Origin of the sequence: Corallococcus sp. RDP092CA, assembly GCF_041903675.1 — a bacterium.
Classification (GTDB): Bacteria; Myxococcota; Myxococcia; order Myxococcales; family Myxococcaceae; genus Corallococcus.
The window spans coordinates 39924-59168 of the sequence record NZ_JAYESI010000008.1 but is presented as its reverse complement, the minus strand read 5'-3'; the positions used below and the strand labels follow the sequence as shown (position 1 = coordinate 59168).

Genomic DNA, 19245 nt, shown 5'->3' with positions numbered 1-19245 from the left:
CCCCTTCACGTCAAGGCAACCGCCATGACTGACTCCTCTTCGTCCCTTCCCCTCTCCCCGGATGACGCCAGACGGCTCCGCTCGGAGCTGCGCCGCGTGCTGCCCCCGGAGGCCTTCGAACGACAACCCCTGCGCGGCATCGTCGCGCTCTGCCTCGTGCCGGTGGAGGCGGCGCTCCTCTGGGTGCTGGGCACGTGGACGCTGCCCTCCTGGGCGTGCCTCCTCATCGCCATCGCGCTGGGCCAGCTCATCACCGCCGTGGGGCTCGCCGCGCATGAGGCCCTGCACCACTCGGTGTTCCACAGCCGGCGGTGGGAGACCCTGCTGGGCTGGGTGGGCTTCGCGCCCTTCCTGGTGACGCCGGGCAACTGGCGGGCCTGGCACGTCCAGGCCCACCACGGCGCCGCCAACGTCCTCCTGCGAGACCCGGACATCCTCCCTCGCAGGGCGGACTGGCACACCCAGGGGTTCGCGAAGCTGTTCCACGCCATGTCCCCCGGCTCCGGACACTGGCTGAGCTTCATCAGCTTCAGCGTCTTCTTCACCGCGCAGGGCCAGGCCTTCCTCTGGCACCACTGCCGGCTGCCCGCGTTCCAGCACGTGCACCTCCACCGCGTGCGGGAGCGCGCGCTCACGCTGCTCGTCACCGCGGGCTGGGTGGCGCTCGGGTGGGCCCTGGGCCCCCGGGCCGCGCTCTACGGACTGGTGCTCCCGCTGCTCATCGGGAACGTCACGTTGATGATCTACATCGCCACCAACCACTGGATGCAGCCCGCGTCCGAGGAGACGGACAACCCCTTCGTGAACACCGCCAGCGTGGAGACCCACCCGCTGATGAACTGGCTCCACTTCAACTTCAGCTACCACCAGGAGCACCACATCTTCCCGGCGCAGAGCCCGAAGTACGCCCCGCTCCTGCGCAAGCACCTGCGCGAGCTGAGCCCCCGAGCGTCCATCGTCTATCCCCACCTGCACGCCCTGCGCACGCTGTACCGGCGCCCGGCGCTCTACTCCGCGGATGGTCAGACGCTGATGGGCCGGGACGGCACACCGGCGCTCAGCACCTCGGAGCTGCGCCACCGGCTCGAGTCCCCTTGAGCCGTCAGGTGCGCGACACTGCCCCACGGACGGACGCCCGTGGGGCAGGCGGGCGACAGGGACTGCGCCCACAGGGGGGACTCCCCTGGATGGGAACCTTCCCCACCCTTCTGCCAACGGAGGAGAAGGATGCGCACGGAGTCGGTGACAGGCGGACCCCGGGGGGATGCCCCCTCAAGGGCGGAGTCCCTCCACGCGGCGAAGGTGGAGGCCATCGCCCGGCAGCTGCGGCGACGGAAGGGAAGCGGCCCCGCGTCCTTCAAGAAGAAGTCCCCGCCCCACAGCGTGCCCAAGCGGTTCGATGCCCGGCGGCGCGACGAGAAGGTGGACCTGGGGGACCTGGATCAACTCCTCGACATCGACACCGTGGGGCTGACCTGCACGGCGGAGCCCGCCGTCACCTTCGACGCAGTGGTGCGCGCGACGCTGCCGCACGGGCTCATCCCGTACATCGTCCCCGAGCACAAGACCATCACGCTCGGGGGCGCCATCGCGGGGTGCTCCATCGAGTCCATGTCCTTCCGCCAGGGCGGCTTCCACGACACCTGCTTGGAGTACGAGGTCATCACCGCCAGGGGCGACGTGCTGCGCTGCTCACCGCGCGAGGACCCGCTCCTCTTCCAGATGATGCACGGCTCGTTCGGGACGCTGGGCATCCTGTCGAAGGTCCAGTTCAAGCTCGTCCGCTGCGCGCCCTACGTCCGGGTGACGAACGAGACGCACACCTCCCTGGAGTCCTTCCAGCAGGCCATCTGGCACCACTTCCAGGACCCGGGCGCGGACTACCTGGACGGGCAGATCTTCTCTCCCACGAAGCACGTGCTGTGCGTGGGCCACTTCGTGGACCGGGCACCCTACGTCCACCGCTACGACTGGCTCACGGCGTACTGCGAGAGCATCCCGCGCCGGAGCGAGGACTACCTCACGACGTACGACTACCTCTTCCGCTACAACCGCGGCGTCACGCACGCCAGACCGAGGAACCTGCTGGCGCGGGCGCTGTTCGGAAAGCTCATCCACTCCGACAGCGTGCTGCGGACGGCCAACCGCTTCACCCAGCTGCTGCCGAAGAAGGACCCGCCGGTCATCGTGGACGTGTTCGTCCCCTTCTCGCGCGCGGCGGACTTCATGGACTGGTACCACCGCGAGCTGCGCCACTATCCCCTGTGGTGCGTGCCCTTCCGCCGGACGCGCGACTACGAATGGCTGACGCCCCGGTGGTGGTCCGGCATGAAGGACCCGCTGTTCCTGGACCTCGCGGTGTACGGCATGAAGCAGCCGCCGGGCCGCAACGTCTACAAGGAGCTCGAGGACGAGCTCCAGCGCGTCAACGGCACCAAGACGCTCATCTCCTACAACTACTACGACGAGGAGACCTTCTGGAGCGTCTGGAACAAGGAGACCTACCAGGCCGTGAAGCGGCGCACGGACCCGGACAACCTCTTCCGGGACCTGTACGTGAAGACGTGCAAGGCGGCGCTCGGCCTCTAGTCAGCGCGGGCCGGCCAGGCTTCAGCCGATCTCCGTGCGCAGGCTCAGCGGGCCGGCGGGGACGCCGACGTCGTGGAGGGCGGGGTCGTCCTTCTCCGTCTGCCAGGCGTTCGCCTCCGTCACGGTCTTGCCGGTCGCCTCGTTGGTGATGGACATCTTGCCGTTGTGGCCCGCCGGGGCGATCTGGCTGGTGTCGAAGCCGCTCCAGCCCGTGCCGGAGTTGGCGAACGTGGCCTCGCCCCACGTCTGACCGGAGTTCGCGCCGGGCTTCGCCGAGCCGTCCTTGGACGCGCACCACGCCACGCTGCTGTTGCTGTCGAACGCCACCACCTGCGACTGGCCGGGCTGGAGCGTGAACGTCTTGGGCGTGCTCTTGTCGAAGTTCTGCCCGTCGTTCGGGTTGCCGTTCTCACCCGTCTTGTTCCAGAGCGTGATGGTCTGCGGCTCGTTGGTCTTGTTGGTGAAGGTGTTCGTGTACTTGAACTGGCCCTTCTGGCTCTCGTCGATGAGCTGCATGTTGCTGTTGTAGGGCGAGCCGACGTTGTTCTTCGCGAGCCACGGCGCGTTCGCGGGCGCGGGCTCGGTGGAGCCGGCGGACGGCGGGCCGAAGCCAGGGCCCGCGTCACTGTTGTACGTGGGGTGCGCCGGCGCCGCCGCGCTGGAGGCCGCAGCCGCGCCCTGGGCCGAGGGAGCCGCCGACGCGGACGCCGCCGGAGCCGCCGACGCGGGAGCCTCGAAGGTGGAGGCCGAAGAAGCGGGAGCCGCCTGCTGCGCCGGGGCCGCGCCGCCCACCGCGGAGGCGGCACCCTCGGCGCCCTGGCCCAGGCCCGCGGGCGACTGCGCCTGGAGGACCTGCGCCAGCTGCGTGAGCTGGCTCACGAGCTGCGACAGCTGCTTCTCGAAGTCCCCGGAGGCGCCGCCCAGCCTGCTCGGGCCCGCCTCGAAGGAGTCGGTCATGAGCATCCGGCGCAGGTCGTTCCGGGGCGGCTGTGCCTGGGAACCCACCACACCCTGAGCCGGAGCGTTGGCCGGCTTGAGCTGGGAGATGCTCGAGGAAGGCTGGAAGGAAGACGCGCGGTTCAGGGAGGAGATGGACATGCCGGGACCCAAGAGCACGGCGCGTGCCAGCCCCCCAGCCCCGCCGCTCACGCCCCCAGGCGCCGTGAATTCAGCCACTTGGGCCGCCCATGCCCGTGCCCCTGCCCCTCCCCACGGCGGCCCGGTGCGATGACGGCAATCACCAGCTGATGACCCGAGTCACCAGGCCCGAGGGGGCGCGCCCGGAGGCCGTCCTCCCAGGGGAGCACGCGGTCCCGGTCCCCCTCGCCATTGCCAGGGACCTTCACCGCGTCGCGGACCTGGGGCCCGGTGAGGGGCTCGAGCGGCGGGGCGCTGGCGGGAGACACGGACGGCTGCTTCTCCATGGCTCGCGCTCAATTCCATGCTCCTCCACGGCGAAGTACTGGGTGTCCGGCCTACCCTGCCTCGCAGTGGAGCGGTGCCTCCAGCGCTCGCGCGGAGACGGGTATATGAAGAAGGACCCCATCGCCCACCTGTTCGCGGACACCCGCGTCCTGCGAATCTTCGCCGGCGCGAACGAGGCCCTGAAGGAGCTCGTCGCCCGGTCTCTGTAGCCCCTCCCTTCTCACAAGGAGGCTCCCCGTGAGCCAGGAAGCATTCATCTTCGACGCCGTCCGTACCCCTCGCGGCAAGGGCAAGAAGGGCGCCCTGCACGGCACCAAGCCGGTGTCGCTGCTCGTCGGCCTGGTGGACGCGCTCAAGCGGCGCCACCCGAACCTGGACCCGAAGCGCATCGACGACGTGGTGCTGGGCGTCGTGTCCCCCGTCGGGGATCAGGGCGCGGACATCGCGCGCACGCTGGTGCTGGCCGCGGGCCTGCCGGAGACCACCGGCGGCGTGCAGCTCAACCGCTTCTGCGCCTCCGGCCTGACGGCGGTGAACCTGGCCGCGCAGCAGGTGCGCTCCGGCTGGGAGCACCTGGTCCTCGCGGGCGGCGTGGAGAGCATGTCCCGCGTCCCCATGGGCTCCGACGGCGGCGCGTGGGCCCTGGACCCCGCCACCAACTACGACACCTCCTTCGTGCCCCAGGGCATCTCCGCGGACCTCATCGCGACCATGGAGGGCTTCACCCGCGAGGACGTGGACCGCTACGCCGTGCGCTCGCAGGAGCGCGCCGCCCACGCGTGGAAGAACGGCTACTTCCAGAAGTCCGTCGTCCCCGTGGTGGACCAGAACGGCCTCACCATCCTGGACCGCGACGAGCACATGCGCCCCGACTCCACCGTGGCCTCGCTGGGCCAGCTGAACGCGTCCTTCACCACCATGGGCGAGATGGGCGGCTTCGACGCGGTGGCGCTCCAGAAGTACCACGCGGTGGAGCGCATCCACCACGTCCACACGCCGGGCAACTCCTCCGGCATCGTGGACGGCGCGGCGCTCGTGCTGGTGGGCTCGGAGCAGGTGGGCAAGGCGCTGGGCCTCACGCCGCGCGCGCGCATCGCCGCCGTGGCCACCTCCGGCGCGGAGCCCACCATCATGCTGACCGGCCCGCTGCCGGCCACCCGCAAGCTGCTGGACATCGCCGGGCTGTCGGCGAAGGACATCGACCTCTTCGAGCTCAACGAGGCCTTCGCCTCCGTGGTCCTCAAGTACCAGAAGGACCTGGACATCCCGGACGAGAAGCTCAACGTCAACGGCGGCGCCATCGCCATGGGGCACCCGCTGGGCGCCACCGGCGCCATGATCCTTGGAACCGTGGTGGACGAGCTGGAGCGCCGCAAGGCGCGCCGCGCGGTCGTCACCCTGTGCGTCGGCGGCGGGATGGGCGTGGCCACCCTCGTCGAGCGCGTCTGAACCCTCCCCTCCTCCCAAACACTCTCGAGCGAACCCCATGAGCGAACAGAACACCCTGCGCTGGGAACAGGACGCGGACGGCATCGTCGTCTTGACGATGGACGACCCCAACCAGTCCGCCAACACCATGAACGCCGCCTACGTGAAGTCCATGCGCGCGGCGGTGGACCGGCTGGTGAAGGAGAAGGCCAGCATCACCGGCGTGGTCATCACCTCCGCGAAGAAGACCTTCTTCGCGGGCGGCGACCTGAACGACCTGCGCCGCGTGAAGAAGGACGAGGCGAGGCAGGTCTTCGACCTGGCCCAGGAGATCAAGGCGCAGCTGCGCACGCTGGAGACGTTCGGCAAGCCCGTGGTCGCGGCCATCAACGGCGCGGCGCTGGGCGGCGGGCTGGAGATCGCCCTCGCGTGTCACCGCCGCATCCTGGCGGACGTGAAGGGCGCGCAGGTGGGCCTGCCCGAGGTGACGCTGGGCCTGCTGCCCGGCGGCGGCGGCGTGGTGCGCACGGTGCGCATGCTGGGCATCACGGACGCGCTGATGAAGGTGCTGCTCCAGGGCCAGCGCTACCGCCCGCAGGAGGCGAAGGAGCTGGGGCTGGTGCATGAGGTGGTGCCTTCCGTGGACGCGCTCCTGCCCGCGGCCAAGGCGTGGGTGAAGGCCAACCCGAACGCGCAGCAGCCGTGGGACCAGAAGGGCTACAAGATCCCCGGCGGCACGCCGTCCAATCCGTCGTTCGCGGCGAACCTGCCCGCCTTCCCCGCCAACCTGCGCAAGCAGCTCAAGGGCGCGAACATGCCCGCGCCGCGCGCCATCATGGCGGTGGCGGTGGAGGGCACGCAGGTGGACGTGGACACGGCGTTCACCATCGAGTCGCGCTACTTCACCGAGCTGGTCGTCGGGCAGGTCGCGAAGAACATGATGCAGGCGTTCTTCTTCGACATGCAGCACATCAACTCCGGCGGCGGCCGCCCCAAGGGCTTCCCGCAGCACACCGCGAAGAAGGTGGGCGTGCTGGGCGCGGGCATGATGGGCGCGGGCATCGCCTACGTGTGCGCCAAGGCCGGCATCGACGTGGTGCTCAAGGACGTGAGCCTCGCGGCGGCGGAGAAGGGCAAGGGCTACTCCGTCAAGCTGGTGGAGAAGGCCGTCGCCAAGGGCTCCGTCACGAAGGAGAAGGGCGACGCGCTGCTTTCGCGCATCACCCCGGCGGAGGACCCGGCCGCGCTCGCGGGCTGCGACCTGGTCATCGAGGCCGTGTTCGAGGACGTGAAGCTCAAGCACAAGGTGTTCCAGGAGATCCAGGGCGTGGTGGCCCCGGACGCGGTGCTCGCGTCCAACACCTCCACCCTGCCCATCACCCTGCTCGCGGAGGGCGTGCAGCGGCCGCCGGACTTCGTCGGCATGCACTTCTTCTCCCCCGTGGACAAGATGCCGCTCCTGGAGCTCATCGCCGGCAAGCAGACGAGTGACGCGACGCTGGCGAAGGCCATCGACATCGCGGTGCAGATTGGCAAGACGCCCATCGTCGTCAACGACAGCCGGGGCTTCTTCACCAGCCGCGTGATTGGCACCTTCCTCAACGAGGCCATCGCCATGGTGGGCGAGGGCATCGCGCCCGCGTCCATCGAGCAGGCGGGGCTCCAGGCGGGCTACCCCGCCGCCCCGCTCCAGCTGGTGGACGAGTTGACGCTGACGCTGCCCCGGAAGATCCGCCAGGAGACGAAGGCGGCCGTGGAGGCCGCGGGCCAGCCGTGGACGGAGCACGGCAGCTACGCGGTGGTGGACGCGCTCATCGACCAGCACGGTCGCAAGGGCCGCTCCACGGGCGGCGGGTTCTACGACTACGTGGACGGCAAGCGCACGAACCTGTGGCCTGGGCTCGCGCAGCACTACACCAGGCCCGGGTACACCATCCCGTTCGAGGACATGAAGGAGCGCATGCTCTTCGCGGAGGCCATCGACACGGTGCGCTGCTTCGACGAGGGCGTGCTGCGCTCGACCGCGGACGCGAACGTGGGCTCCATCCTGGGCATCGGCTTCCCGCCGTGGACGGGCGGCGTCGTGCAGTACATCAACGGCTACGAGGGCCCCACCGGGACGGGCCCGCGAGCCTTCGTCGTCCGCGCGCGCCAGCTGGCGGAGCGCTACGGGAAGCACTTCCTGCCTCCGGCGTCGCTCGTCGCCAAGGCGGAGCGGGGAGAGCTGCTCGAGTAGCCCCACGGCGCACATGGGGAGCCGCCCCATGAGGCTCCAGCGGGAGCATGACGTGAAGAGACAGGTCGCAGGACAACGCGCCTGTTTCGGACTCCGCGTCACGCTCCCGCTGCGATGCCAGCAAGAGCAGCCGCGAGCGCTCGAAGCGGCGGCACGCCAGATGAAGAGGCCATCCTGGTCGCCCGCGTGGCGACCTCGCGATGAGCCCGGAGGAGGCCTCCCTCCGGGTGGGTGGCTTCCACATCACCCGGAATCCGGGGGCGCCTCGCATCGAATCAGAGCACGTTGGCCTTCGCCTGGGTCTTGGCGAAGACCTCGCGCAGGCGGGTGGCGACCTTGGGCATCACGTCCTCGAAGGCGAACTCAGCGGACTGCCGCAGCGACTCCTGCCCCCCGGCCGTCCCCCCCCAGCCACGCGGTGGCGGCCTTGCTCTGCCGGGACTCGCCCTCGAACAGGTCGCTCATCCTCCGGGCCCCCCAATCCCTGTCAGGAAAGACCCGGCGGCCTGACAAAATGCGTCTGGTCGCGGCTCCAGGCGGAGGCGCACGTCCGCAGGGCGCGATTCCAGCGCCTCGTCAGGCCAGCCATGGAAGCAAGCCGCTGACGGCCCGGGCTGCCCGCCTCCGCCATCCGAGCCTGGGAGCGTTGGGGCCCCTGGAGGACGGGACAGCCGGGAGGCTGGAGACCCTCGGTCCCCATGCACACCCATTGGGAATGCTGGCCTTTCGACCGTGGGGCTTCGCGTGGCTGTCGTTGTCCATCACCTCGCCGGTGCTGGCGGCCGAGCCCACGGCGTGGGGCGAAGGGATGATGGTGAAGGTCCATCCCGACGGCACCTCCGCCGGCACGACCACCGAGGTGCGGCTCACCGCCGCGCGCAACGAGTTCGTCTCCTTCCAGGTGGCCCTGCACGGCGGCGACACGGGGCTGAAGGCCGTGCACGCCCGCCTGCCCGCGCTGGAGGGGCCGGCGACCCTCACGGGACCGGACGTGACGCTGTATCGGCAGACGTACCTCGTCACGCGACGGGCCACCGTGCCCGGGCAGCCGGTGGGGCGCTGGCCGGACGGGCTGGTGCCGGACACGGACGAGGTCGCCCACGAGCCGCGCAACGCCTTCCCCTTCGACGTGCCCGCGCGCGAGGCCCGGGCCCTCTGGGTGGACGTGCACGTCCCCGAGGACGCGCCCCCCGGCGAGTACGCGGGCACCGTGACGGTGGAGGCCGAGGGCGGCTTCCAGCGGCAGGTGACGGCGCGGCTGACGGTGGTGGACGCGCGGATGCCGAGCACGGCCTCGCTGTCCTCGGCGTTCCCGCTGTCGCCGTCGCAGGTGTGCCTCGCGCACCTGGGCCGGCTGGCCTGCACGTCCGCGGAGCTACAGCCGTTGCTCGTGCGCTACCAGCAGCTCGCGCTGGAGCACCGCCTCACGCTGCCCAGGCTCCTGCCGCGCGGGTCCTGGCCGCCGGTATGGGGCGATTTCGACGCGACGTGGGGCCCCAGCATGGATGGCACCGCGCCCACGCGGCTGACGGGCGCGCGGATGACAAGCCTGGAATACGAAGGCCCCTTCACCCCCGGGGACCTGGCGGACTTCACCGGCCACATGCGGGAGCGCGGCTGGCTGGACCGGGCCCATGCGCGGATTGGCGACGAGCCCCCCTTCGGGACGCCCTTCGAGCAGATCCGCGACACGGGGACATTGGTGCGGCAGGCCGCGCCCGGCCTCCGCACGATGGTGACGACGAACTCCTTCCAACTGAAGTACTACGCCATGGAGCCCCTGGTGGACATCGTGGTGCCGCTGGTGAACCACCTGGACGGCACGGAGGCGCCCTTCGTGGGCGACCAGCGCGCGACGTACGCGGACTTCCTCTCGCGTCCTGGAGCGGAGCTGTGGACGTATCAGAGCTGCATGAGCCACGGCTGCGGGCCCGGGATCCTCGTGCCGGAGAACCGGCCGGGCGCGGGCTGGCCGTCGTACATGGTGGACCGCCCCTCGGCGAAGGCCCGCGCGATGGAGTGGCTGACCTTCCTCTTCGGCGGCACCGGCGAGCTGTACTACGAGACGGCGATGATGCTCCCCACGGCGTGGTCGGACCAGTTCCACTTCAACGGCAACGGGGACGGGACGCTGTTCTACCCGGGCACGCCGCAGGTCATCGGCGGGCAGACGCACGTGCCGGTGGCGTCGATGCGGCTCAAGCTCATCCGCCAGGGCATGCAGGACTACGAGTGGCTCAAGGCGGTGAGCGACGCCGGAGACCCGGCCTTCGCGCGGCAGGTGGCGCGGGAGCTGATCCCCAACGCGTGGCAGGTGCCGGACGACGGCGCCGCGTTCGATGCGGCGCGGCTGCGCCTCGTCCAGCGCTACCAGGAGCTGCTCCAAGGCAACCCGTCCGCGCCGCGCATGGGCGGAGAGCCGGTCCCCATGCCCTTGGAGCCACAGGTTCCAGGCGGCCCGGGGGACTCGGGCGGGCAAGGCGACGCGGGCGGCTGCGGCGCGGCCCCAGGCGTCTCCATGGCGGGAGTCCTGCTGTGGGCGGCCTGGGCGCTGGGCAGGCCACGGGGGCGGCGTTCCGCTCCGCGCGGACTGGACAGCTGAAGCCCCGCCTTCGGTCTAGACTCCAGGCATGAGCCCCGTTCGCGGTATCGCCCTTCTCTCGCTAGCGCTGTCACTGCTCTCCAGCTGCGCGACCCTCGACACGTCGAACATGACGCCGTACTGCCGCGACCAGTACGACGCCTGCCTCAACAGCTGCCAGCCGCGTGGCCGGCCCGCCTCCCGGCAGCCGCCGGACTCCGTGCAGGGCAACGCGGAGCGACTCACCCCCGACACCCAGACGCCGGCCTGTACCGACGCCTGCAAGCAGCAGGCGAAGACCTGCTCCTGAGCCCATGCCCCCGGAGCGCTACGAGACACTGGACGGCTCCACGCCGGAGGTCACCCCGCTGGCGGCGGAGGTCGGCCTCAAGCAACCGCTGAGCGCCTTCACCCTGCTGGAGGGAGGCGACGTCTTCGAGTCGCGCGGAGGTCGGCCTCCCGCGGAAGGCCCCACCCGCGCCCGCGCCTGGGTGAGCGCGAAGCTGGAGCTCAAGCCATACGGCGCCCCCGCGGCCCAGGTGAAGCGGGTGCAGGACGAGGTGGTGCGGCAGCTCGCCGGAAACCTCCAGCTCATCGCCCGGATGGAGGCCGCGCGGCCCCTGACGGTGGAGCTGATTCCCCCCGGGCACACGCTGGTGAAGTACGGCTACCCCCGGGCCGTGTCCCCCCAGGCGGCGGGCCTGTTCTGGGATCACCCGGACTGGCCCCGGGCCCGCGTCGCGCTGAGACAGGACCGGCTGGAGTCGGAGCAGTACCTCGTCTTCCACGAGATGGCGCACGCCATCCAGGGGCTGGCCTTCACCCAGAAGGAGAGCGAGCTCATCTACCGCACGATGCTCCGCACGTACCGCAGCCGCGCGGCGGTGGACGAGGTGTTCGCCATCTACAGCGAGCGCGAGTTCGTCACCGGCGTCTCCGAGCGGGACCTGCGCGCCCCCGGCGTGTACGGCATGGCCCGCCAGCGGTGGAGCGAGGAGCACCTGTTCACCCGCTTCGTGCGCAACCTCTACTTCCCCTACAAACCCCTGGCCGGCGGCACGGCGGGAATGACTTCGTCCAGCTTCGGTTGAGACGGTTTCCGGGCGCCCGGCCACGCCCGGGAGGCGAGGCACCCTCGGATTGAAGCCCGATTCCGCCACATGGTAGGAGGGAGGCCGGCCGGTCGCCTCGACGGAACATCATGGACTCCCCCGGTGCTGGACGGCCTCGTCGACGGTTGACGCGAATCATCGCGGGCGCGTTCCTGCTCCTCCTCGCGACGTTCGTCCTCCTGCTCATCGCGGTCGTGACCGCGCTGCACCACCTGGATCATCCCTGGCTGAAGTCGCACGTCGTCGCCCAGGTGGAGGCGGCCACGAACGTGCGGCTGGACTACCGGACGGCCCGCATCGACGTGCTCTCCGGGCTGCGCCTGGAGGGCCTGGTGGTGCGGACCCCTCCGCCGTTCCAGGACGTCTCGCCCGACTTCCTGCGCGTCGGCACGCTGGAGGCGGCGTGGTCGTTCGGGGCCCTGCTGAAGGGCCCGGTCCGGGTGGCGCGCGTGGCGGTGCGGGACGCGGACATCGTCCTGGTCGCGGATGAGCATGGGACCACGTCGCTCACGAACCTGACCGGCCCCCCGGAGCCCGAACCGGTGGATGAAGCCGCGCCTGGCACCTCCCGGCAGGTCGCGGACCTCTTCTCCGCCCCATTCCCCGTCCGCGGCATCGAGCTGTCGGGCGTGTCCCTGACATACCTCCGCGTGCAGGGAGGCGCGGTGGTGGACCGCTGGTCCCTGCGCGGGCTGGACGCCGGCGTCGAGGCGAAGCCCCAGGACCAGGGCTGGAAGCTGCTCGTGGACCTGGGGCAGGCCGGGAAGCCGCTGGCGCTGACGGTGCACCGTGAGGCCCCCGCCGTCCCCACCGCCGAGGCCCTGCTGGAGCTGGCGCTGTCGGTGGAAGCGAGCGCGGACGCGGCCCGAGTGAGGGTGGACCTGGACGTCGCGCGGCAGGACTTCGCTTCGCGCTTCGCGCTCCGCTCGCTGCTGCACGGCGCGGTGACAGCGAAGTTCGATGCCGAGCAACAACACACCACCGTGGAGCTGGAGCGCACGCGGCTGACCGACAGCGCGGAGGTGCAGGCCCAGGTGGTGCTGCCAGACGCGGCGGAGGTCGCGCCGGTCCTGACGCGAGCCCTCGCGGACGTGGACGTGGGGCGGCTGTTCCAAGTCATCCCCGCGGACCTGCGCCCCTTCACGCTGGAGCGCGGCAAGCTGCACCTGGAGGCCCAGGAGGTCACGCTCAGCGACATGCCCCAGCTGGGAGCCCAGGGCCGGCTCGGGGTGGACCTCGACGTGGCGAAGCTCCTCTTCGTGCAGGAGGCGCTCCGGGTGGAGCTTGGCGATGGACGCCTCTCGCTGAACGCGACCCCGGATGCGCCCCAGGGCCTGGTCGCGAAGCTCGCGTTCACGCTCCAGGGGCTCGACGTCGGGGGCGCCACCCCGCTCCGCGTCCCGAAGGCCTCCGGCGAGCTGACGGGGCGTCAGCTGCGGCCCGACCTCTCCTCGCCCCTGCGCGTCGCGGGAGACGCGGCCCTGTCCGCCAAGGTGGACGCCCTGGACGTCCGCGCGGCCGGGTACCGCGCGATCGCGGAGCGCATGGGCTTCCAGCTCCAGGTGCCCCTGACGGCGAAGCCCCCGTTCGCGCTGAAGGCGGACCTGCCCGTGGAGTCGCTCCGGGTGCTCGCCCCGGAAGACCGCGAGGTGCTGAAGGGGCCCGCGCGCGTGCAGCTGCGCGTGACGGACGCCTTCCCCGAGCTGGAGGAGCCCCGCCTCGGCAAGGCCCGCGCGCGGCTGGAGCTGGACGTGGGCACGCTGCACGCATCGCTGGATGCCACGAAGGGCTCCGACGACGTGGCGTACACGCTGGACGCCCAGACGCCGGACCTCGTCGCCGCGCGGCCCTTCATCCCGGATGACGTCGCCGCCCGGCTCCCCTGGAAGCGGCTCGCCGTGGCCCTGACCTCCCAAGGCAGACTGAGCGCCCTCTTCGCGCCCTCGCCGCGCGTGGAGCACCAGACGGAGCTGCGCCTGGGGAAGCCGGGATGGGACGACGTGTCGGCCGCCAGCGCCGCGCTGGTGCTGAAGTCCCAGGGAGACGCGTGGAAGCACCAGGGCGCCCTGGACCTGAAGCTCGAAGGGCTGCGCATCGGAGAGGCCGACGCGGGCGCGCAACACCAGACGCTGACGTTCGACCTCGACCGCCGCAAGCCTTCGCTGAAGCTGGGGCTCAATGGCCAGACAGGGCTGAAGGTCGCCGCGGAAGCAGCGCTCGCATTCGACCGGAAGGCTCGCGCGCTCCGAGTGGATGTGAAGGGCGACTTCCCGCCCCTGGGGCCCCTGTCGCCGCTCCTGGCGAAGGCGCGGGTGCCGCCGGAGGTGGAGACCTCCAAGCTCGCGATGACCGGCGAGCTGCACGGCACCCTGACCGGCGTCATCACGCACCTCGGCTCGGACGGAACGGTCCGCCTGGCCCCCATGCCTCCGCGAGGCGCCAGCTTCGAGGGCAAGGCACAGGTCGACCTGCGCGGCGTGCGCTGGAAGCACCCGGACCAGAGCATCCACGTCCCCGCGCTGCGCTGGCAGGCCGAGTCCCACGCCGAGGGCTCCAGCCGCACCGTCCGCACGACCCTGGCGGTGGAGAAGCTCACCGTGGCCATGAACGACCGCCGGCTGACCTTCGCGGACCTGTCCAGCGACAGCACCGCCACCTTCACCGACCAGTGGGAGCAGGGCGACATCGAGCTGAAGCAGGTGGTGAAGCTCCGCGCGCTGGAGCAGAAGCCCGCGCTGCCCTACCCCGTCCAGGACGTGGAGGCGTCGGTCTCCGTCCTGCGCAAGCCCACCGGCGTCATCCGCATCCCGGACCTGCGGCTGACCAACGGGGGCACCCAGACGCAGCTGAAGGTCCAGGGGCGGGTCGACCTGAGCAATGATCAGCAGCGCATGGGGATGCGGGGATCGCTGGAGCAGGACCTGGCGCGCCTCGCGCGGCCCGGGCAGCTGGAGAGCAGCGGCAAGGCCACGGTGACCTTCCGGGTGGCGTCCCCCGACCTCACCGTCTTCCGCACCCTCTCCAGCCTCAAGCTGGAGAACGTGAACGTGACCATGCCCGGGTCCGGCGTCGTCGTGGAGGCGCTCAACGGCGACGTGCCGCTGACGGAGAACGTGGAGGTCTCTCCGGACGGGGTGCGGCTGCTCAACGACCTGGACGTCAACCCGTACTCGATGCTGCGCTTCGCGGATCAGCACCCGCTGCTCACGCGCAGCGGCTTCCTGTCGGCGGACCGCATCAGCACGCCGTGGGTGACCATCGCGCCGCTGGCGGGCAACCTGGCCATCAACCAGAACGTGTTCTCCATGAGCCAGCTGGAGATGGGCATCCGCGGAGGACGCGTCACCGGCCAGTGCATGCTGGACTATCAGGGCAGGAACTCCACGCTGGAGGCCCACGTGCGGGCGACGGGCGTGAAGTCCTCGCGGGGCGAGCCCTTCGACGGCAACGCCGCCATGGTCATCTCCGCCAGGGACCGCAGCATCAACGGGCGCGCGGAGATCCTCCGCATCGGCAACCGCCACCTGCTGGACCTGCTCGACCTGGAGGATCCGCGCCACACCGACCCCGCCACCAACCGCGTCCGCTACGCGTTGAGCCTGGGCTATCCGGAGCACGTGCGCGTGAGCTTCAAGCAGGGCTTCGGCAGCCTGCTCATCACCATGGGCGGCCTGGCCCGGTTCGTCAGCATCGATGAGATCCGGGGCATCCCCCTGGGCCCCATCGTCGACCGCGCCATCACCACCATGTCCCCTCCGGAGGCTCTGCCATGAAACACCCTGGGTTGCTGCTCGTGGCCGCCCTCGCCACGTCCGGGTGCATCAGCGCGCCGGAGATCGTCATGGTGGACCGCGCGACGGCGCTCGAGGAGCAGGCCGCGGGTTCGTACCGGGACGTGGAGCAGCGGCTCGCGCGCGCGGGCATGAACCCCACGCCGGTGCCGCTGACGCCCAACCAGCTGGAGGACCTGGGCATCCAGCCTCCGCCGCTGGTGGAGAACCTGGGCAAGACGCAGGCGGACCGCGTGGACGATCTGGTGCGCCGCCACTGCGTGGGCGAGGGCAGGGACGGGCTGCTGGTGGTCACCCGGCGCCAGTGCACGGCCGGGCGCGTGTCGGCGGACGACACCGCCATGGTGGAGCGGATGAACCGGGCCCGGCGCCAGCTGTGGCAGTGGATGCGCACCGTGCGCCCCGGCGTGCCGGAGGACACGCTGCGCCGCAACTGGCGCCAGGCGCACGCGGAAGGCGTCGTCTGCGGCGGCTGGGTGGAGGCCGAGGACGGCACCTGGGGAGAGAAGAAGTGCTGACCTACCGAGGCCCGTGGGTGCTGGCCCTGGTCATGCTCGTCGCGAGCGTCGCCAGGGCCCAGGACGACGAGAACGACGGCGGCATGGTCCTGCCGGAGCGGCTCACCGTGGGCATGGGGGACCAGTTCCTGGGGCAGCTCGCGCCCGACGAGAACCAGCTGCTGTTCGTGTCCAACCGGGACATCGCGACGGAGATCTTCCTCCAGGACCTGGAGAAGGGCCGCGAGCGCCGCCTCTTCGACGAAGGCGCGGACGTGACCTGGCCGCGCATCAGCCCCAATGGCAGACAGCTGCTCTACATCTCGTTCCGCACCCAGGCCGGCGGCCAGCTGTGCGTGAGGGACCTGCCGGAGGCGAAGGAGCGCCGCTGCCTGGAGGAGGAGACCAGCGCGCTCCAGGCCGAGTGGATCGACGACGCGCACATCGCGCTGGTGAGCCGGGCGACCATCCAGGGGGACCTGCGGCTGTCGAAGGTCGCGCTGGAGTCCCGGTGGCGCGTGACGCCGCTGCTCGAGCGCAACCTGACCAGCCCCACCTTCTCTCCGGATGGACGCTGGCTGGTGTACGTCCCGGTCCAGCGCTCCGTGCAGGAGGTGGGGCCGGGCTTCGCCGCGCGAGCATCACCGCACCTGGAGGCCGTCCGGTTGGATGTCCCCGGCGCGGCGCCCGTCCCGCTGACGCTGGACATCCCGGGGAAGACGGGCCAGCCGGTGTTCGCGCGCGACGGACGCTCGCTGTACGTGGTGCAGTTCTTCACCGACTCCAACGGGGACGGGGTGATTGACGCGAGCGACAGCGGGGTGCTGTTCCGCGTGCCCTTCCCCTCCGAGCGCGACGACGCGCCCGCGCAGGCCGCCGCCGCCAGCCCGGACCAGCTCACCAGCCAAGCCTGGAACTGCGAGTACCCCGCCCCCACCGCCGCGTCGCTCGTCACGACCTGCTCCCGGGGCCAGTCGCTGGACGTGTACCGGTTGCCGCTGGATGGCCAGGTGCCGAGCGCCTGGGACGTGCCCCGCCTCAATGAAGAGCTGGGCATGGTGGGCCGGCGCGCGGATCAGCTCATCCTCTACCGCCAGCGGATGCTGCTCGAGAAGCGCCCCAAGCTCCGCCGGCTGTTGCTGATGCGCCTGAGCCAGCTGCACCTGGCCTCCGGAGACTTCGACGCCGCGGACTACTACGCCCGCCACATGTCCACGGTGGAGGATCCCCCCACCGCCGGCCTGTCGGAGCCGCTGCGGCTGCTCATCGCCCACCGGAAGGCCCTGAAGGAGCGGGACCGGGGCCGCATGGTGGACGAGTTGCAGGATGCGGAGCGCCAGCGCATGGCGGCCCTAGACCCGGCCGCCGCGCCCAGCCCCCCCTCCGCCGTCTATCAACACGTCGTGCGCAGCGAGCTGGCGCAGTCGTCCGGTGACTTCACGCTCGCGCGGCAGGAGCTAGAGGCGGCCCAGCTGACGGACACCACGCCCCGCGCGGTGCTGGAGGCCTGGTACGAACAGGCGGACGCGCTGTACCGCGAGCTCGACGACCGGGAGGCGCTGGTCGACGCCGGCCGTCGGCTCTCGCGGAACAAGGTCTTCAAGGAGGACGACCAGCTGGACTTCGCGCGCGGCGCCGTCCGCGCGCTGTACCGGGGGCGCGGCTACGCGGAGGCGGACGCCGCCATGGCCCAGGCGCTCGCGGCGGAGCCTCCGGGGACGCCATATGCGTTCGCCCTGGAGCTGGGCCGCCGCGTCAATGCGTTGCACGAGGAGCGCCCGCCCCGCCCCGTCCGGGACGCCCTGGTCGCCTTCTACCAACAGCAGACGAACCCGCTCCGCCGCCGCGTGGTGGTGCAGGACGCCGCCGAGCGCGCGGCGAGCCTGGGCGCGGACGGCGTGATGGAGGCCCTGGCGACGCTCTACGTCGACGACGCCCCGGCCGGCACCGAGGAGCGGCGCCGGGCGGAGCGGCTGTTCCGGCGCGCGCTGATGGGCCGCGCCTACCGCCGCATGGCGCGGCAGCGGCTGGACGACGCGCGCGCGGACTTCGACCTCGTGACCCGGCGGACGGGCTCCCTGGAGAGCGCCGTCGAATCCATGAGCCTGCGCCTGCGCGCCGGGGTGGTCCCGGAGGTGATCATCCGGGAGGTCACCACCGAGGTCCCGGGCAAGGCCCAGCCGCTCGCGCACTTCGTGAAGGCCTACGTGACGACGCGGCGGCTGTCCAAGCTGGATGACGGCGCCCACGCCCAGGCGGTGAAGGCCGGCATCGCGGAGCTGCGCGCGGCGTGGCAGGAGCTCAAGAACCAGCGCGAGGTGCAGGCCCTCATGGGGGCCATCCACCACGAGGACTTCCTCCGCGGCCGCAACCCCGCCGCCGCCGAGCGCGCCAATCGGCACTACCTGGTCGCCCTGGACCTGGTGCGCAACAACCCGCGCTACCGGGCGATGATCCTCGGCGCGCTGGGCCTGCTGCACACGCAGGTGGGCAACTACCACATCGCGCTGGGCTACCTGGACGAGCGGGACAAGCTGCCCTACACGGACAACGGCGCGGGGCTGTCGGTGTCCCTGGCCCGCGCCCGGGCGCTCCTGCACGTCAACCGCGAGGCGGAGGCCGCGCAGGCGGCGGACAAGGCCCTGGCGGTGGTGGAGGCCACGGAGAAGATGGCGCGGTTCCTCCCGTTGGTGACGGACCGCGCCGCGCTCTACAACCTGGCCGCGGGCCGGTTCGAGCGGGCCCTGGCGCTCTATGACCGCGCGCTGCCCGGCGTCGAAGCGGGCTCCCGCGACGAGGAGGGCCTGCGCAACCGGCTGGCGCTGAGGCTGGCCCGCTGCGCCGCGGCGCTGGGCGCGGATCAGCCCCAGCGGGCGCTGGCGGACCTGGACCAGGTGGACCGGGACCTGGCGACGCCCGCCGTGCAGGCCACGCTGAAGCAGGCGCACGCCACGCCGCAGTTCGTCCAGCGCGCGTATCGCATCATCGCCTCCGGGCTGCGCGCCAACGCGGAGACGCGGCGCGGGCGCATGGACGCCGCCGCCCGCGCGCTGGAGCAGCGACGCGCCCTGTTCCTGGAGCAGTTCGATGAGCTGGATCGCGACGAGGACATCCGCGCGGTGACGCTGGCGGAGCTGCGGCTGGCGGAGAACGCCGTGGACCGACGGGAGCCGGCGCAGGCGGCGAAGTGGCTGGGCAAGGCGCTGGAGCACGCGGACTCGCTGATGGCGCGCACCCACGCGCCGGTCGATGCCGGCCAGTTGGACGTGCTCTGGTTCGCGGCGCAGCTGCAATCCGAGGACAAGACGCGGATGCCCTTCGACGTCCCCCAGCGGATGCGCCAGGCGCGGCGCACCCTCATCGAGCAGCGCGACCCGGCGTGGCGCTCCTATCTGGCGTGGTTCAACATCTACCTGGCGCTCGACGGCGGCACCGAGACCGCCGCTGGCGACGCGCAAGGCCAGACGCAGGAGGTCCGCGCGGCGGCCGAATGACCTGTCTGTCCTGGCGCCAGGACAGACAGGGCCCCCCGCCCGTGGAGAGGGCCGCCTGTCCCCGCCTCGCGGCTCGAAACACATTCAGTAAC

General features: G+C 71.4%; 12 protein-coding genes. 11 read left to right on the top strand and 1 reads right to left on the bottom strand.

Translation table 11 applies throughout. The features are described from left to right. Positions 1–24 precede the first annotated feature (24 nt). Both U8525_RS11530 and U8525_RS11525 read left to right on the top strand, forming a co-directional pair. Complete coding sequence (locus U8525_RS11530) at positions 25–1098, top strand: fatty acid desaturase (RefSeq protein WP_374264752.1); 1074 nt, start codon at positions 25–27, stop codon at positions 1096–1098. Between the two features lie 129 nt (positions 1099–1227). Then, on the top strand, positions 1228–2589 hold the full coding sequence (locus U8525_RS11525; protein WP_374264750.1) for an FAD-binding oxidoreductase: 1362 nt from the start codon (positions 1228–1230) through the stop codon (positions 2587–2589). A gap of 21 nt (positions 2590–2610) precedes the next feature. On the opposite strand, the gene U8525_RS11520 is transcribed toward U8525_RS11525, so the two are convergent. After that, positions 2611–3687 carry a hypothetical protein gene (locus tag U8525_RS11520; protein ID WP_374264748.1) on the bottom strand — a complete coding sequence of 359 codons (1077 nt, stop codon included), beginning with the start codon at positions 3685–3687 and terminating at the stop codon, positions 2611–2613. An 89-nt stretch (positions 3688–3776) separates the two neighbouring features. On the opposite strand from U8525_RS11520, the gene U8525_RS11515 reads away from it, so the two are divergent. The 9 genes from U8525_RS11515 (at position 3777) to U8525_RS11475 (ending at position 19153) form a co-directional block, all read left to right on the top strand. After that, complete coding sequence (locus tag U8525_RS11515; protein WP_374264746.1) at positions 3777–4223, top strand: acyl-CoA dehydrogenase family protein; 447 nt, start codon at positions 3777–3779, stop codon at positions 4221–4223. Between the two features lie 28 nt (positions 4224–4251). Continuing rightward, positions 4252–5463 carry an acetyl-CoA C-acetyltransferase gene (locus U8525_RS11510; protein ID WP_374264744.1) on the top strand — a complete coding sequence of 404 codons (1212 nt, stop codon included), beginning with the start codon at positions 4252–4254 and terminating at the stop codon, positions 5461–5463. Between the two features lie 37 nt (positions 5464–5500). After that, entirely contained in the window at positions 5501–7678 is a 2178-nt protein-coding gene (locus tag U8525_RS11505; protein ID WP_374264742.1) for a 3-hydroxyacyl-CoA dehydrogenase NAD-binding domain-containing protein, read from the top strand. Between the two features lie 715 nt (positions 7679–8393). After that, the gene (locus tag U8525_RS11500; protein WP_374264740.1) at positions 8394–10280 is read left to right on the top strand and encodes a glycoside hydrolase domain-containing protein; all 1887 of its coding nucleotides are present in this window, start codon (positions 8394–8396) and stop codon (positions 10278–10280) included. A 28-nt stretch (positions 10281–10308) separates the two neighbouring features. Continuing rightward, on the top strand, positions 10309–10569 hold the full coding sequence (locus tag U8525_RS11495) for a hypothetical protein (RefSeq protein WP_374264738.1): 261 nt from the start codon (positions 10309–10311) through the stop codon (positions 10567–10569). 4 nt (positions 10570–10573) lie between these two features. After that, entirely contained in the window at positions 10574–11350 is a 777-nt protein-coding gene (locus U8525_RS11490; protein ID WP_374264736.1) for a hypothetical protein, read from the top strand. A 110-nt stretch (positions 11351–11460) separates the two neighbouring features. Beyond that, on the top strand, positions 11461–15144 hold the full coding sequence (locus U8525_RS11485; RefSeq protein ID WP_374264734.1) for a hypothetical protein: 3684 nt from the start codon (positions 11461–11463) through the stop codon (positions 15142–15144). Beyond that, positions 15141–15680: a DUF1318 domain-containing protein gene (locus U8525_RS11480; protein ID WP_374264732.1), complete on the top strand. Its 540-nt coding sequence runs from the start codon at positions 15141–15143 to the stop codon at positions 15678–15680. Before U8525_RS11485 ends, U8525_RS11480 begins: the two co-directional genes overlap by 4 nt. Continuing rightward, positions 15674–19153: a hypothetical protein gene (locus U8525_RS11475; protein WP_374264730.1), complete on the top strand. Its 3480-nt coding sequence runs from the start codon at positions 15674–15676 to the stop codon at positions 19151–19153. The genes U8525_RS11480 and U8525_RS11475 overlap by 7 nt, the downstream gene beginning before the upstream one ends. Positions 19154–19245: the final 92 nt, after the last annotated feature.